Annotated in this window: 15 protein-coding genes; 7 read left to right on the top strand and 8 right to left on the bottom strand. The window is 73.8% G+C overall.

The genetic code is table 11. The features are described 5' to 3' along the window. Positions 1 to 44: 44 nt before the first annotated feature. Positions 45 to 473 carry an SRPBCC family protein gene (locus tag AB0F18_RS27895; RefSeq protein WP_362065481.1) on the bottom strand — a complete coding sequence of 143 codons (429 nt, stop codon included), beginning with the start codon at positions 471 to 473 and terminating at the stop codon, positions 45 to 47. A 171-nt stretch (positions 474 to 644) separates the two neighbouring features. Between AB0F18_RS27895 and AB0F18_RS27890 the strand changes: the two genes are divergently transcribed. Beyond that, complete coding sequence (locus AB0F18_RS27890) at positions 645 to 1631, top strand: EamA family transporter (RefSeq protein WP_362065478.1); 987 nt, start codon at positions 645 to 647, stop codon at positions 1629 to 1631. Positions 1632 to 1839: 208 nt separating this feature from the next. Then, complete coding sequence (locus AB0F18_RS27885) at positions 1840 to 2817, top strand: DMT family transporter (protein WP_362065475.1); 978 nt, start codon at positions 1840 to 1842, stop codon at positions 2815 to 2817. On the opposite strand, the gene AB0F18_RS27880 is transcribed toward AB0F18_RS27885, so the two are convergent. After that, positions 2799 to 3464 carry a pyridoxamine 5'-phosphate oxidase family protein gene (locus AB0F18_RS27880; protein ID WP_362065472.1) on the bottom strand — a complete coding sequence of 222 codons (666 nt, stop codon included), beginning with the start codon at positions 3462 to 3464 and terminating at the stop codon, positions 2799 to 2801. The two genes, AB0F18_RS27885 and AB0F18_RS27880, sit on opposite strands and share 19 nt — an antisense overlap. Positions 3465 to 3501: 37 nt before the next feature. Here AB0F18_RS27880 and AB0F18_RS27875 point away from each other — a divergent pair, with 37 nt between their 5' ends. Continuing rightward, positions 3502 to 4833: an aminotransferase class I/II-fold pyridoxal phosphate-dependent enzyme gene (locus AB0F18_RS27875; protein WP_362065469.1), complete on the top strand. Its 1332-nt coding sequence runs from the start codon at positions 3502 to 3504 to the stop codon at positions 4831 to 4833. A gap of 63 nt (positions 4834 to 4896) precedes the next feature. Here AB0F18_RS27875 and AB0F18_RS27870 read toward each other — a convergent pair whose 3' ends face one another. Further along, positions 4897 to 5859, bottom strand: coding sequence for a DMT family transporter (locus AB0F18_RS27870; protein WP_362065466.1), 963 nt, complete (start codon positions 5857 to 5859; stop codon positions 4897 to 4899). 74 nt (positions 5860 to 5933) lie between these two features. Here AB0F18_RS27870 and AB0F18_RS27865 point away from each other — a divergent pair, with 74 nt between their 5' ends. Next, positions 5934 to 6842 carry a LysR family transcriptional regulator gene (locus AB0F18_RS27865; RefSeq protein ID WP_362065464.1) on the top strand — a complete coding sequence of 303 codons (909 nt, stop codon included), beginning with the start codon at positions 5934 to 5936 and terminating at the stop codon, positions 6840 to 6842. Here AB0F18_RS27865 and AB0F18_RS27860 read toward each other — a convergent pair. Continuing rightward, positions 6839 to 7312 carry a pyridoxamine 5'-phosphate oxidase family protein gene (locus AB0F18_RS27860; protein WP_362065461.1) on the bottom strand — a complete coding sequence of 158 codons (474 nt, stop codon included), beginning with the start codon at positions 7310 to 7312 and terminating at the stop codon, positions 6839 to 6841. The genes AB0F18_RS27865 and AB0F18_RS27860 overlap by 4 nt on opposite strands. 76 nt (positions 7313 to 7388) lie before the next feature. Between AB0F18_RS27860 and AB0F18_RS27855 the strand changes: the two genes are divergently transcribed. Beyond that, on the top strand, positions 7389 to 8003 hold the full coding sequence (locus tag AB0F18_RS27855; protein ID WP_362065459.1) for a cysteine hydrolase: 615 nt from the start codon (positions 7389 to 7391) through the stop codon (positions 8001 to 8003). A 59-nt stretch (positions 8004 to 8062) separates the two neighbouring features. Here the strand turns inward: AB0F18_RS27855 and AB0F18_RS27850 are convergent, their stop codons facing one another. Genes AB0F18_RS27850 through AB0F18_RS27840 form a run of 3 tightly spaced genes read right to left on the bottom strand, consistent with a single transcriptional unit; the run spans position 8063 to position 11041 of the window. Continuing rightward, positions 8063 to 8914 (bottom strand): ABC transporter ATP-binding protein, encoded by an 852-nt coding sequence (locus AB0F18_RS27850; protein ID WP_362065456.1) that lies wholly within the window; start codon positions 8912 to 8914, stop codon positions 8063 to 8065. Position 8915: 1 nt separating this feature from the next. After that, positions 8916 to 9971, bottom strand: coding sequence for an iron chelate uptake ABC transporter family permease subunit (locus AB0F18_RS27845; RefSeq protein WP_362065453.1), 1056 nt, complete (start codon positions 9969 to 9971; stop codon positions 8916 to 8918). After that, entirely contained in the window at positions 9968 to 11041 is a 1074-nt protein-coding gene (locus tag AB0F18_RS27840) for an iron ABC transporter permease (protein WP_362065450.1), read from the bottom strand. Before AB0F18_RS27840 ends, AB0F18_RS27845 begins: the two co-directional genes overlap by 4 nt. A 168-nt stretch (positions 11042 to 11209) precedes the next feature. Here AB0F18_RS27840 and AB0F18_RS27835 point away from each other — a divergent pair, with 168 nt between their 5' ends. Then, entirely contained in the window at positions 11210 to 12232 is a 1023-nt protein-coding gene (locus tag AB0F18_RS27835; RefSeq protein ID WP_362065448.1) for an iron-siderophore ABC transporter substrate-binding protein, read from the top strand. A 112-nt stretch (positions 12233 to 12344) separates the two neighbouring features. On the opposite strand, the gene AB0F18_RS27830 is transcribed toward AB0F18_RS27835, so the two are convergent. Next, positions 12345 to 13292 (bottom strand): iron-sulfur protein, encoded by a 948-nt coding sequence (locus AB0F18_RS27830; protein ID WP_362065445.1) that lies wholly within the window; start codon positions 13290 to 13292, stop codon positions 12345 to 12347. A 250-nt stretch (positions 13293 to 13542) separates the two neighbouring features. On the opposite strand from AB0F18_RS27830, the gene AB0F18_RS27825 reads away from it, so the two are divergent. After that, on the top strand, positions 13543 to 14733 hold the full coding sequence (locus AB0F18_RS27825; RefSeq protein WP_362065442.1) for an ATP-grasp domain-containing protein: 1191 nt from the start codon (positions 13543 to 13545) through the stop codon (positions 14731 to 14733). The last annotated feature ends 55 nt before the right edge of the window (positions 14734 to 14788 follow it).

The raw sequence follows: 14788 nt of genomic DNA, 5'->3' as shown, positions 1-14788 counted from the left end.
GCCCCGCGGGAGCTCCCGCGGGGCGCGCCGTCGAGCGTGCGGGGTCAGGCGACCAGGGCGGCCAGCCGGCGCAGCGACTCGTTCAGCGCGGCGGTCGCCGAGTCCTTGAGCTTGCCCGCCATCAGGGACACCGCGGCTCCCGTGAACTCCCCGTCGATGCGGACCTTCGTGGCCCCGCCGTCGGCGGTCAGGGTGTACCGGGTCAGGACGGCGACCCCCATCGGACCCTTGCCCGTGATGGCGAAGAGGCGCTGGTCCTCCAGTTCCGAGACCGTCCAGAGGACCTCGGCGGGGAAGCCCATCATCTTCATGTTCTCGGTGAAGGTGGCGCCGACCGCGAGGGTCTCGGGGCCGCCCTTCGGGAAGTCGGTGTGGGTCATGCTCCACTGCCCGTACGCGCCCCAGTCGGTCAGCTGGGCCCAGAGCTTCGCGGCGGGCGCCTCGATGCGTGATTCCGCGGTGACTTCAGCCATGCGTCCACCCCTTCTCGTCGGGTACGTGCGGCGGAAGGTAGCCCCGGGGGTCGGAACATTCAATACTGATGACCCGTCAGGAATCCGGGCCCTCCGCCCGTTAGGTATCGGGTGCGTCTCAACAGGTGTCACTCCGGTGACGCTCCTGACGCGCCCTGTCATGATGGCCCGATGCAAGCGTCAGGGAAGAACGCCGGACTGGGCCTCGCCCTCGTTTCGGCGTGTGCGTTCGGTGGTTCCGGAGTCGCGGCGAAGCCGCTGATCGAGGCGGGTCTGGACCCGCTCCACATGGTGTGGCTGCGGGTGGCGGGGGCGGCGCTCGTGCTGTCCCCCCTCGCCTGGCGGCACCGCGATCTGGTGCGCCGGCGGCCCCTGCTGCTCGCGGGCTTCGGGCTGGTCGCCGTCGCGGGCGTACAGGCCTTCTACTTCGCCTCCCTGTCGCGGATCCCGGTCGGCGTGGCCCTGCTGCTGGAGTACCTGGGGCCGGCGCTGCTGCTCGGCTGGATCCGGTTCGTGCAGCGCAAGCCGGTGACCCGGGCGGCCGCGGCCGGGGCGGCGGTGGCGGTGGCGGGGCTGGCCTGCGTGGTCGAGATCTGGTCCGGGCTGAGCCTGGATCCGCTCGGGGTGCTCCTCGGCCTCGCCGCCGCCTGCTGCCAGGCCTTCTACTTCGTCTTCGCGGACCAGGGCACCGACGGCGAGGACGTGCCCGACCCGATGGGTGTGATCGCGTACGGCATGCTCGTCGGCGCCCTGGTGATGACCGTGCTGGCCCGCCCGTGGCAGATGGACTGGCAGGTGCTGGGCGGGGACGCGGCGCTCGGGGACGTGCGGGTGCCCGCCCTGGTGCTGCTGGGCTGGGTGGTGCTGGTCGCCACCGTGGCCGCGTACCTGACCGGTGTGGTCTCGGTGCGCATGCTCTCGCCGCAGGTGGCGGGGGTGGTGGCCAACCTGGAGGCGGTCGTCGCCACCGTCCTGGCCTGGGTGTTGCTGGGCGAGCACCTGTCGGCCTGGCAGATGGCCGGCGGTGCGCTGGTGCTGGGCGGCGCCTTCATCGCGCAGTCCTCGCGGCCCGCTCCGGCCGCGATGGGGGAAGCGGTGCTGCCCGAGTCCGCGTCCGCGTCCGTGTCCGAGCACGCATCAGAGAAGGCGAAGGCGTAGGGGAAGCCGCTCCGGGCCGGGCTGGTCTGCGGGAGCGGAGGGGGCGTAAGGTGCTGGCCATGTACTCGACCGTGCTGTCGCCGCCGGCCGCCTAGAGCGGGCGGCTGCCACCCAACGAGAGACCGGCCCCGGAGGTTCCCGGGCCGGTTCGCGCTGCCCGCGAAGCGATGACCTGCATTCCATCCTTCACGCACGCGCGGAGAAACACGTGTCGAACCATTCGCCCGCCACCGGGCGCAGTCTGCTCTACCTCGTCGTCGCCGGTATCGCCTGGGGCACCGCCGGGGCGGCCGCCTCCCTCCTCTTCCTGGCCAGTGACCTCGGTCCGCTCGCCCTCTCGTTCTGGCGCTGCGCCGGCGGGCTGGTGGTGCTGCTCGGGGTGCTCGCCGTGCGCCGTCCCGCCCGGGCGGCGGCGCGCGGGCGGCGGCGGCCCTCGGCGGTCTCGCTGATCGGGACCGGCCTGATGTTCACCGTTTTCCAGGCCGCCTACTTCGGCGCCGTGCGGGAGACCGGCCTGGCGGTCGGCACCGTGGTCACCCTGGGGGCGGGGCCCGTACTGATCGCGCTGGGCGCCCGGTACTGGATGGGCGAGCGGCTGGGCTGGGGCGGAGTGGCCGCCGTCGGCGGCGCCCTGGGCGGGCTGGCCGTCCTGGTGCTGGGCTCCGGGGGCGGTGAGGTGCGGCCGCTCGGGGTCGGCTGGGCGCTGCTGTCGGCCGCCGGGTACGCGGGGATGACCCTGCGGGCGCGGTGGCTCGGGCGGCGCGGGGCGGGCGGGGACCCGCTGGTGACCACCGCCTGGTCGGTGGGCGTGGGCACCGTGTGCCTGCTGCCGCTCGCCGCGGTGGAGGGGCTGCTGCCGCACACCGGGGAGCCGACGCGGGTGCTCTGGCTGCTGGTGTACGTGGCCGTGGTGCCGACGGCGCTGGCGTACGCCCTGTACTTCACCGGGGCCGCGGCGGTGCGGGCCGCGACCGTGTCGGTGATCATGCTGATCGAGCCGGTGAGCGCGGCCGTCATCGCCGTCACGGTGCTCGGGGAGCGGCTGACCGGCGCCGTGGTGCTGGGCACCGTACTGCTGCTGTCGGCGGTGGGCGCGCTGATCACGGCCGAGGCGCGCAGGCCCGCGGGCGGGGCGGGCCGGCCGGAGGGCAGGCCCGCCCGTGAGGCTCAGAGCGCGCTGACGTAGTCCGGGACGGCGATGCCGGGGGCCAGGTCGGCGGCCGGGACGGGGGTCCCGTACGCCGGCGCGACCGGGACCACGCCCGACCAGAAGGGCAGGCCCAGGTCCTCGGCGTCGTCGTTCGGTCCGCCCGTACGGATCTTCGCGGAGACCTCGTTCAGGTCCAGGCGGATCACCGCCGTGGCCGCGAGCTCCTTGGCGTTGGCGGGCCGGGAGTCGGCGGCGCGGCCGGGCACGACGTGGTCGACCAGGGCGGCCAGGGCCATGCGGCGCTCCTCCTCGTCGGTGACCTGGTACGCGGTGCCGTGGACGACCACCGAGCGGTAGTTGATCGAGTGGTGGAAGGCCGACCTGGCCAGCACCAGGCCGTCCACGTGCGTCACCGTCAGACAGACCGGCAGGCCCGGGTCCTCCGCGCCGGCGGCCAGGAGCGGGCGCGAGCCGGTGGAGCCGTGGACGTAGAGGGTCTCGTCCACCCGGCCGTAGAGCGTCGGCAGGACCACCGGTGCGCCGTCGCGGACGAAACCGAGGTGGCAGAGGTAGGACTGGTCGAGTATCGAGTGCACCGTCTCGCGGTCGTAGCGGGCCCGGTGACGGGAGCGGCTCGGGACGGTGCGCTCGGTCGGCTCGTAGTCGACGGGGGTGACGCTCATGGTGCGGTCTCCGTTGTACTAGTGCATAATTAGCTTTGTGCTAGGAGAATATACGATCAGTGGGCGTCGCGCATCGGACATCGCGGCCAGCATCGAATCGGGCGTCGGATCGGGCGCCCTCGCGCCCGGAACCCTGCTCCCGCCGATGCGGGAACTGGCGGGCGAGCTGGGGGTGAACCCCAACACCGTCGCCGCCGCCTACCGGTCGCTGCGCGAACGCGGGATCATCGAGACCGACGGGCGGCGCGGCAGCCGGGTGCGCGGGCGGCCCGCGAGCGCCCCGCGCGACGCGCTGCGCCCCGCCGTGCCCGAGGGGGTGCGGGACCTCGCGCACGGCAACCCCGACATGTCGCTGCTGCCCTCCCTGGACGGGCCGCTGGCCGCCGCCGCCCGCCGGTACGCACAGGCCCCGACCCGCTACGGGGACGACCCGGTGCTCCCGGAGCTCGCCCGGCTCGCCCGCGCGGACTTCGAGGCCGACGGGGTCCCGGCCGGGGCCCTGGCGGTGACCTCGGGGGCGCTGGACGGCATCGAACGGGTGCTGGCCGCCCACCTGCGGCACGGGGACGCGGTGGCGGTCGAGGACCCGGGCTGGGGGAGCGTGCTGGACCTGGCCCCGGCGCTGGGCCTGCGGGTGCTCCCAGTGGCCGTCGACGACGAGGGGCCGCGGCCCGAGGCGGTGGCCCGGGCGCTGGAGGCCGGGGCCCGGGCCCTGGTGGTGACGGCCCGCGCGCAGAACCCGACGGGGGCCGCGGTCGGCCCGGAGCGGGCCGCGCTGCTGCGGGAGCTGCTGGCCGGCCGTCCCGAGGTGCTGGTCATCGAGGACGACCACGGCAACGGGATCGTCGACCTGCCGCTGTGCCCGCTGGGCGGCGTCACCCGGCACTGGGCGCTGGTCCGCTCCACGGCCAAGGCGTACGGCCCCGACCTGCGGCTCGCGGTGCTCACGGGCGACGCGGTGACGATGGACCGGGTCAGGGGCCGGCAGCGGCTGGGTCCCGGCTGGGTGAGCCGGCTGCTCCAGAGCACGGTGGCCGAGCTGTGGACCAGCGGGGCGGTGGACCGGGAGGCGGTGGCGCGCTCGTACGGGCTGCGCCGCGACGGGCTGGTCGCCGCGCTGGCGGAGCGGGGGGTGCCGGCGCACGGGCGCAGCGGGATGAACGTGTGGGTGCCGGTCGCCGACGAGACAGGGGTGGTCACCCGGCTGATGGCGGCGGGCTGGGCGGTCCGGCCCGGGGCCGCCTACCGGGTGGAGGCGGGGCCCGGGGTGCGCATCACGGTCTCCCCGTTGGAGCCGCGGGACGTCCTCCCGCTGGCCGACGCGGTGGCCCAGGCGGTCCGGCCGGTAGCCGGCGCCCGCTTCGACTGACACCGCGCGCACGAAGGCCCCCGCCGCGGGATGCGGCGGGGGCCGGGCCCTCAGGTCCCGGGCTCAGGTGGTCTTCCGGGCCGGGGGCCGGGCCTGGGTCAGGGCCGCGCCCGCGAGGACGACGGCCGCGCCCAGCGGGGTGTTCCAGTGCAGCTGTTCGCCGAGGACCAGGACGCCCGCCGTGGTGGCGATCACCGGGATGAAGTAGGTGACCATCTGGGCGGTGGTCGGGCCGACCTCCGACACCAGCCCGTACTGCATCTGGAGGGCCACCCCGGTGCCCAGCGCCCCCAGGGTGATCACCGCGAGGGTCGGCCACAGCGGGAAGCCGGCGGGGGCCGAGGTGAACAGGGCGCTGACGGCGGCCAGCTGGAGGGTCGAGACGATCAGCTGCGCCCCGGTCATGGCCACCGGTGAGCCCGGGGTCCCCGCCAGCGTGCGGCGGACGTAGATCCAGCCGATCGGGTAGCAGAGCGAGGCCAGCAGGGCGAGGGCGGTGCCCTTGGCGTCGACCCCGGCGAAGCCCTGCCAGGCACCGAGCACGGTCAGCACGCCCAGGAAGCCGATGCCCAGACCGGCGAACCGGCGGCGCGTGGGGCGGTCCTCGGAGAGGGCGACCAGCGAGAGCGCCATGCCCCACAGCGGGGAGGTCGCGTTGCAGATCCCGGCCAGGGTGGAGGTGATGGTCTGCTCGGCGTACGCGAAGAGCGCGAAGGGGGCGGTGTTCAGCAGCAGCGCGGCCACCGTCAGGTGCCCCCAGGTGCGCAGGCCGCGGGGGAGCGGCTCGCGGCGCACCAGCAGCACCGCCAGCAGGGCGAGCGCGCCGAAGAACACCCGGCCGAGGGCGACCTGGAAGGGCGCGAAGGCCTCGTTCCCCACCTTGACGAAGAGGAAGCTGAAGCCCCACACCACCGAGAGGAAGGCGAAGCGCACGCGCCAGTCGAGGGCGCCGGGGCGGCCGGCCCCGCGCGGGGCGACAGAGGAGACGGAGGAGGTGGTGGGACGTGGGGTGGTGGGTGCGCTCATGGGCTTCACTCTGCTGGGCGTGACCTCGTAGGACAAGCGAGATCTCCTGTGCGCGACGGCGTAGCATCGCTTACATGTTGAACCTGGAACGCCTGCGCACCCTCGACGCCCTCGCCCGCCACGGCTCGGTCAGCGGAGCGGCGTGCGGCCTCCATGTGACCACATCGGCGGTCTCCCAGCAGATGGCCAAGCTGGAGCGGGAGGTCGGCCAGCCCCTGCTCACCAAGCACGGCCGCGGGGTCCGGCTCACCGACGCCGGCCGGCTCCTCGCGGACCACGCCGCCCGGATCATCTCCCAGGTGGAGCTCGCCCAGGCCGACGTCGAGGCCCAGCGGGGCTGCGCGGTGGGGGAGTTGCGGATCGGGGCCTTCCCCACCGCCATGCGGGGCCTGCTGCCCCAGACCCTGACCGCCCTGCGCGCCGGCCACCCCGAACTGCGGGTCCTGGTGCGGGAGAAGGAGCCCGAGGAGAGCATGGCCGCCGTGGTCCGGGGGGACCTCGACATGGCCCTCGCCATCGACTGGCACAACAAGCGGATGCCGGTCCCCGCCGAGCTGACCCGCATCCACCTCCTCGACGACGCCGCCGACATCGCGGTCCCGCAGGACCATCCGCTGGCCGGCCGGACGCAGATTTCCCTCGCCGAGTTCGCCGACGACGACTGGATCTCCTGGAACGAGGGGCAGTTCTGCCACGAGTGGCTGGTCTTCACCCTGCGCGGCACCGGCATCGAGCCGCGCGTCGCGCACATCGCCGAGGAGCACCACACCCAGCTCGCCTTCGTGGAGGCCGGGCTGGGCGTGTGCGTGACGCCCCGGCTGGGCCGGGGTCCGGTGCCGCCGGGCGTCCGCCTGCTGCCGGTGTGCGACACCGTACGGCGGCACGTGTACGCCGTCTGGCGCGCGGACGCCGACCGGCGGCCCTCCATCCGGGCGGCCGTGGAGGCCCTTCGGGAGGCGGCCGCCGCCGTTCGGAGCGCCTAGAGCTTGCGGAAGTCCCAGGACACGACCGAGTCCGGGGTCAGACGGATCCAGGCGTGCCGGCCGTCGTGCGGCATCTCCGCGATGCCGAAGTTCTTCAGCGGGAAGATCCGTTCCGCCTCCGTCAGCTCCGGGCACGGCTCGCCCGTGCGGGGTGCCTCGCCGACGAAGACCGCGGTGCCGGACAGCTCGACCCCGCGCAGCTCCCCGTACTCCTCTCCCGCGTCCACCACCACCGAGATCCGCGGGTCCTCGCGCAGGTCCGACCAGCGGCGGCTGCGCGTGATCGAGTACAGCCACAGGGAGGTGCCGTCCCAGGCGAACCACAGGGCGCCCACGTGCGGCCGCCCGTCCGGGGAGACCGTGGCCACCCGGCAGGTGCGCTGCTCGCGCAGGAAGGCGTCCACCTCCTCGCCGGTCATCATGATGCGGCGGCCCCGCCGCTGGCCCCGCTCCTCGCGCGTCCCGTCCATCCGTCCCGCACCCCTTCACATCTGACTATGTGTCAGGAATCATGCGTCCTCTTCCGTCGACGCACCAGGGGGAGCCATGCCGGAGTCCGATCCCGCCGCCACCGCGCTGCTCACCGTCGAATGCCAGAACGGGGTCGTCGGCGAGGAGAGCGCCCTGCCGGAACTGGCCAAGGAGGCCCGGGACTCCGGGATGCTCGGCCGGGTGGCCGCGCTCGTCGAGGCCGCGCGCGGGGCCGGGGTGCAGGTGGTCCACGCGGTCGCCGAGCGACGCCCGGACGGGCTCGGCGCCAGTACCAACGCGCGTCTCTTCCGGGCCGCCGGGAGGCTGCCCGTGCGCCAGCTGACCGGCAGCCGGGCGGTGGAGGTGGCCGCCCCGATCACGGTGGACGGACGGGACCTGGTGGTCCGCCGGCTGCACGGGCTCTCCCCGATGGCCGGCACCGACCTGGACGCCCTGCTGCGCAACCTGGGCGTGCGGACCCTGGTCGTCACCGGGGTCTCCTCCAACATCGCGATCCCGAACACCGTCTTCGACGCGGTGAACCTGGGCTACGAGGTCGTGGTCCCGGCCGACGCCATCGCCGGGGTGCCCGCCTCCTGCACCGCCGAGGTGATCCGCAACTCGCTCGCGCTGGTGGCGTCCGTCACCACGGCCGAAGCGCTGCTCGCGCAGTGGGCTCCGCCGCGCTGAGCCCCGCGGAACGGACGGCCGCTCTGGGTGTGGCCGAGCGGCCCGTCCGGCGTGGTCCGTCAGACGATCTCGGTGCGGCGGCCTCCCTGGGGGATGACCAGGGGGGTCCCGGCCACGGGGCATTCGATGACGGCGGCCCGGAGGCCGAAGACCTCGTGGACCAGGTCCGGGGTGACGATCTCCGAGGGTGCGCCGGCGGCCACCACGCGGCCGTCGCGCATCGCGATGAGGTGGTCGGCGTAGCGGCAGGCCAGGTTGAGCTCGTGCAGGACCATGACGACGGTGCGGCCCTCGGACCGGTTGAGCTCGGCGACCAGTTCGAGGACGTCGACCTGGTGGGCGAGGTCGAGGTAGGTCGTCGGCTCGTCCAGGAGCAGGACCGAGGTGTCCTGGGCGAGGGCCATCGCGATCCACACGCGCTGGCGCTGGCCGCCGGACAGCTCGTCGATGGAGCGGTGGGCGAGGTCCGCCGAACCGGTGGCCGTCAGGGCGGCCTCCACGGCCGCCTCGTCCTGCGAGGACCACTGGCGCCACCAGCGCTGGTGCGGGGTGCGGCCGCGGGCCACGAGGTCCCGGACGGTGATCCCCTCCGGTGCGCTCGGGGTCTGCGGCAGCAGGGCGAGGCGCAGCGCGAAGTCCCGGGGGGACAGCGCGGCGATGTCCTCGCCGTCGAGCAGAACGGTCCCGCCCGCCGGCTTGAGCAGCCGGGCCAGGGCGCGCAGGGCGGTGGACTTGCCGCAGGCGTTCGGGCCGACCAGGGCGGTGACCCGGCCCGCCGGGATCGGCAGGTCCAGGTCCTCGGCGACGACCCGGTCGCCGTAGCCCAGGCGCAGACCGGAGCCGTGCAGCGAGGCCTGACGGGTCTCGGTGCCGCCGGTCGCGGTCGGGCGGTCGGTCGGTGGGGCGGTCATGTCAGCCTCCCTTTCCGGCCCGGTTGGCCCGGGCGAGCAGCAGCATCAGGTACGGAGCGCCCACGGCGCCGGTGAGGACGCCGACGGGCAGTTCGGTCGGGGCCAGGACGAGGCGGGCGGCCAGGTCGGCGAGGATGAGCAGGACCGCGCCGGTCAGCGTGCTGGTGACCAGCGGGATCCCGGCGGTGCCGGTGAGGCGGCGGGCGATCTGCGGCGCACCGAGCGCGACGAAGGCGATCGGTCCGGCGGCCGACGTGGCCAGGGCGGTCAGGCAGGTGGCGAGCAGCAGCAGCGCGATCCGGGAGTACCGCAGCGGGATGCCGAGGCTGCGCGCGGTGTCGTCGTCGTACTGGAGCAGCTGGTACGGGCGGGCCAGTGCCAGGGTCAGTGGCAGCAGGATCACGAGCGCCAGCCCGGACCACTGGACGTGCTCGTAGCCGCGCCCGTTGAGGCTGCCGGTGAGCCAGACCATGGCGCGGGAGGCTTGGTCGATGTCGGCGCGGGCCAGCATCCAGCGCGTCAGGGCGAGCAGGGCGCCGTTGGCCGCGAGGCCGACGAGGACGAAGCGGTAACCGGTGATGGTGCCGTCGCGGTAGGCGAGCAGGTAGATCACGGCCGAGGTGAGCAGGGCCCCGGCGAGGGCGCCGAACGGGACGGCGCCGAAGGTGCCGGCCCCGGCGGCGGTGACCCCGCCGATCAGGATGGCGGTCACCGCGCCGGCTCCGGAGCCCGCCGCGATGCCGATGAGGTCGGGGCTGGCCAGGGAGTTGCGGGTGACGGCCTGGTAGACGGCCCCCGCGAGGCCGAAGGCGGCGCCGACCAGGAGCGCGGTGAGGGCGCGGGGCAGCCGGAGCTGGTGGATGATCAGGTTCGCGGGGCCGTCGCCGGTGCCGAGGACGGCGCCGAGCACGTCGCCGAGCGGGATGGCGTAGGTGCCGAGGGACACCGAGAAGACGAGCAGGGCGAATCCGATGACGGCCAGGGCCAGCACCGCTACGGCGACGCGGGGCCGCACGGCCAGGCCGACCGGTCCGCTCTCGAACCTCAGGAGGCTCATCGGGTGTGCTCCTTGAGCTTGCCCCGCTTGACGAGGAACGCGAGGAAGGGGGCGCCGAGCAGCGCGGTGACCACGCCGGCCTCCAGTTCTCCGGGGCGGGCGACCATCCGGCCGACGACGTCCGCCGTCAGCATGAGGGCCGCGCCGCCCAGTGCCGAGCAGGGGACGAGCCAGCGGGCGTCAGGTCCCGTGAAGGCCCGTATGACGTGCGGGACGACCAGGCCGACGAAGGTCACCGGGCCCGCGGCGGCGACGGCGGCGCCCGCGAGCAGGATGACGGCCACGGCGCCCAGTGCGCGGGTCGTCCTGACCTTCGTGCCGAGGCTGCTGGCGAGGTCGTCGCCGAGCGCGAGGGCGTTGAGCCGGCCGCTGAGCCCGAGGGCCAGCAGCAGGCCGGCGGCGACGAACGGCGCCAGCTGCACGCCGAGTTCGGCGTCGCGTCCGGCGAGGGAGCCGACCGCCCAGAAGCGGTACTGGTCCAGGGTGCGGACGTCCAGCAGGACGAGGGTGTTGGTGCCCGCGTCGAGCAGTACGGTGACCGCCGCCCCGGCGAGGGCGAGTTTGGCCGGAGTGGCACCGCCGTAGCCGGTCCCGCCGACGGCGTAGGCGAGCAATCCGGCCAGCGCGGCGCCGAGGAAGGCGAACCAGATGTACTCGTACGGGCTCGTCAGGCCCAGGGCCCCGATACTGGCGGCGACGGCGAAGGAGCCGCCGGCGCTGATGCCGATCAGACCCGGATCGCCCAGGGGGTTTCGGGTGATGTCCTGGGCGACGGCTCCCGCCGCTCCCAGAGCCAGGCCGACGAGCAGGCCCAGGAAGGTGCGCGGCATGCGCAGTTCCCGGATCACCACGGCGTCGCCCTCCGTGCCGCCGCCTATCGCGGTGAGCACGTCGGACAGGGGTACGGCCTTGGTGCCGATGGCCAGCGAGGCGCAGACGGCGGCGACAACGGCGCCGAGGAGAACGGCCGTTACGGCCGCGCGGGCGGCGGTCCGCCGCGGTGCGGGGGACGACGGAGCGGGGTGGCCGGTTACCGCGGCCACCCCCGCGTCGACGGGCTTGAGGTTCACGCTCACAAGGTAAGGGATGCCTAACCGAATGTGGCCCTCACCCCTGGGGTGGATCCAGCCATCGAGAGCCGCTATCCTCACAGCGCTCATGCAGGTAAGCCTTGCCTAAGTTCCCTGCCCTGGTTCTGCCGTTCCCTTTTTGCACCGCCATCTCATGGGAGAGACCCGATGAACACCTTTGCTCGACGCCGCCGGCCCGGCCGGATCGCCGCTGCCGTCCTCACGGCAGCCCTGGCCTTCTCGCTGGCTGCCTGTGGCGGCGGCAGCGGTGACGGCAAGGCCGCCTCCGGGGATTCGGACAAGCCGGCCGCGGCCGATGCGGGCTTCCCGCGCACCATCACCCACGACAAGGGCACCACCGAGCTCAAGACCAAGCCCAAGCGCGTCGTGGCGCTGGACAACAGCCTGGTCGAGGCCGTCGTCGCGCTGGACGCCCCGCTGGTCGGCGGCATCAGCTCCTACCGCGACCAGAAGGGCTTCCCGACCTACCTCGGTGACGCCGTGAAGGACACCAAGGACGTCGGCCCGCTCGACAGCCCGAACCTGGAGGCGATCGCCGCCCTCAAGCCCGACCTCATCGTGTCGGCCTCCGTCCGCCACGCGGACCTGTACGACCGGCTGAGCCAGATCGCCCCGACCGTCTTCGTCAAGACGACCGGTCCGATCTGGAAGGAGAACATCACCTTCCTGGGCAAGGCGCTCGGCCAGGAGGAGAAGGCCAAGACCAAGCTCACGGCGTACGAGACCCGCGCCAAGAAGATCGGTGACGCCATCAACGCCCAGGGCGGCGGCAGCGGTGAGGGCGGCAAGCCCACCATCTCCCTCACGCGCTTCGTCGACGGCCCGACCCGGATCTACCTGCCCAAGACCTTCAGCGGCATCATCCTGGCGGACATGGGCCTGACCCGGCCGGAGAACCAGCGCGACACCGAGAAGTTCAACATCGAGATCAGCGAGGAGCAGATCCAGCAGGCCGACGCCGACCACATCTTCCTGACGGCCTTCTCGGGCGGCGAGGAGCGCAAGAAGAAGTTCATGGCGAACCCGCTGTGGCAGCGGCTGAACGCGGTGCAGAAGGGCAACGTCCACGAGGTGGACGACGCCATGTGGATGACCTCGGTCTCGCTGCAGGGCGCGAACACGGTCCTCGACGACATGGCGAAGGTCTTCAAGGTCGACCCCGCCAAGTAGCCGGCGGCCGGCCCGGCCGGGCCGGCACCGGAGGCGCACGAACCCGTACGCCTCCGGTGCCGGCCCGCACGCGTTTCCGGGAGTGCCGGGGCGGCTCGGGGGCGACGGGGCGTCAGCCCTCGTCCTCCAGCCGCCGCAGCCGCTCCGCGTCACAGGTCCGCGGGCACGTGGCGCACGGCCTGGCCGCGTCCAGCGCGTAGTACAGGCAGCAGCCCAGCCGCGTACGGGTCGGGTACCGGCGGCCCTCCCGGCCGGACAGCCGGCGGAAGTCGGCGCCCCCGGGAAACGGGGCGATGGCCGTCGGAAGCAGGTCGGTCGCGGCGCTCACGGCCCGCTCCTCCTGGCCGAGCGCGCGCCCGAGGTACCAGATGCCGGAGACCAGGTCATCGGCCGTCATGCCCCACAGGGCGCGCGGCCCGCGCCGGGTGGTCGGGCCGATCGCGGCGAGCAGCGGGCGCATGTGGTCGACGACGGCGGCGCGCAACTCCGCCCGCAGCGCCTCCTCGTCGCGGACCACTCGGATGCCGGACGCGGGGGAGCCCGCCGCCGGATCACCGGGCAGGCAGGCGAATCCGGAGCCGGGGGTGATCTCGAAGACGCTCGTCGCGAGGTCCAGCCGGATCTCCGCCGGGCGGATGCGCGGGACGCGCCGCTCCAGGTACCAGGCGCCGCTCATGAGCAGGCTGACGGACCAGAGGTAGTCGTGCAGTGCGCGGGAAGCGGCGACGTCCCGGCGGGGGGCGGTTCCCTGCAGTTCCCGGATGCGGGCCGACTCGGCGTCGACGAAGGCCTCCAGCGCCTCCGGCCGCTGCGCCAGGTCCGCGCCCGTGACCGTCGCGCCCGTGACCGTCGTGCCCGTGACCGTCGTGCCCGTGGCGGTCGATGCCGTGGCCGGTGCCCCCGCCGCCGAGGGCGTGCCGTCGGCGCCGGTGACCCGCACGGACAGCGCCTCGCACGCCACCGCGAGGCGCAGGTAGCAGGAGGCGAGGGTGCGGGCCCCGCTGACGGCGGTGCCGTTCGAGGCGGTGCCCGTCACGGGGGCGTCCGGGATCGTGGTCATCGATGTTCCTTCACGGGCGTGCGGTGCGGGATCGGGACACCAGTTCCATGCATCAAGGTAAGGCTTACCTTAGCTCCCCGGTTCGGGCGTGATCAATGCGCCCGTGTCGAACGGGTGGGACAGGACTTGAGTTAGCCGCTAAGGATTGCCTAACCTAAGCGGCGCGTCAGCGTGTTCCACCGCCGCGACGAGCCGCCCGTCAGCGCCCTTGCCGCTCGTCATGTCCTCGACCCGGAAGGGGCCACCGCCCATGCGGTTGTACCTGCTCGCCCACAACCCCACGGACTCGGTCACCGAAGGCTTCCTCCCGGCCGCGGCCAGGCTCGGTCTCGAGGTCACCGTGCTCACGGACCAGCCCGAGGCCCACCGCCTGACCTCCCCCGACCTGGAGGTCCTGGAGTGTGACGTACGTGACTTCCGTGCCGTCATCACCCGGATATCGACCGGCCACGCGCCTGACGCCGTGTTCACCAACAGCGACCACCTCCAGACCCAGGCCGCCCTGGCCGCCGAGTACTTCGGCCTTCCGGTCAAGGACTGGCGCACCACCCTGCGCGTCAAGGACAAGGCCGAGATGCGCCGTCACCTCGCCGCCGCCGGTGCCGACCGCGTCTGGTCCGCGGAACTCGCCGCCGGCCAGGACCCGTCCGTGCTGACCCGCTCCCAGGTGCCCTACCCGTGCGTCGTCAAGCCGCGCGAAGGGGTGGCCAGCGAGGACGTGGTCCTGGTCGACGGGCCCGAGGAACTGGTGCTGCGGTGCAAGGAGATCCAGGAACGGCGGCCCGCGGCGGCCCTGGTCGTGGAGGAGTACCTCGCGGGCGAGCTGTACACGCTGGAGACCCTCGGTGACGGCACCACCCGCCACGTCCTGGGCGGGTTCCACACCAGGCTCTCACCCCCGCCGCACTTCATCGAGGAGCGCTGCGACTTCGTCCCCGCCCACCCCGAGGCGGTCACCGCCCAGGTCCTCGCCCAGCTCGACGCCCTCGGTGTCGGCTTCGGCATCTGCCACACCGAGTTCGTGGTGCACGAGGGCCGCGCACGCCTCATCGAGGTCAACTACCGCGCCATCGGCGACCAGTGCGACCTGATGCTGGCGGAACTGCTCGGCATCCCCCTCTTCGAGCTCGTCCTGCGCACCCACCTCGGCGAGCCGCTGCCCGCCGACCTCGGCGCCCGCCGCGACGGTGCCGCCGAGATCCACTGGCCCTGCGCCGACCGAGCGGGCACCCTGACCGCCGCCCCCGCCGCCGCCGACCTGGAGATCGACGGCGTACGCCTGACGTACCGGCCCCTGCGCGCCGTCGGCGAGACGCACGAACTCCACCACACCAACCGCGACTACCTCGGGGTCCTGCGGGTCATCGGCACCGGCCGGGGGGACGTGGACCGGGTCGTCTCCGACTTCCTCTCCGCCCAGCGGTGGGACATCTCCCAGTGACGCACGCACCCGCCCCCGAGGCACCGGCGGACCACACGGCCGGTGCCGGCGTCGA

The sequence above is a fragment of the Streptomyces sp. NPDC029216 genome (assembly GCF_040648015.1).
Classification (GTDB): Bacteria; Actinomycetota; Actinomycetes; order Streptomycetales; family Streptomycetaceae; genus Streptomyces.
This window is presented reverse-complemented; position numbering and strand designations above follow the sequence as displayed.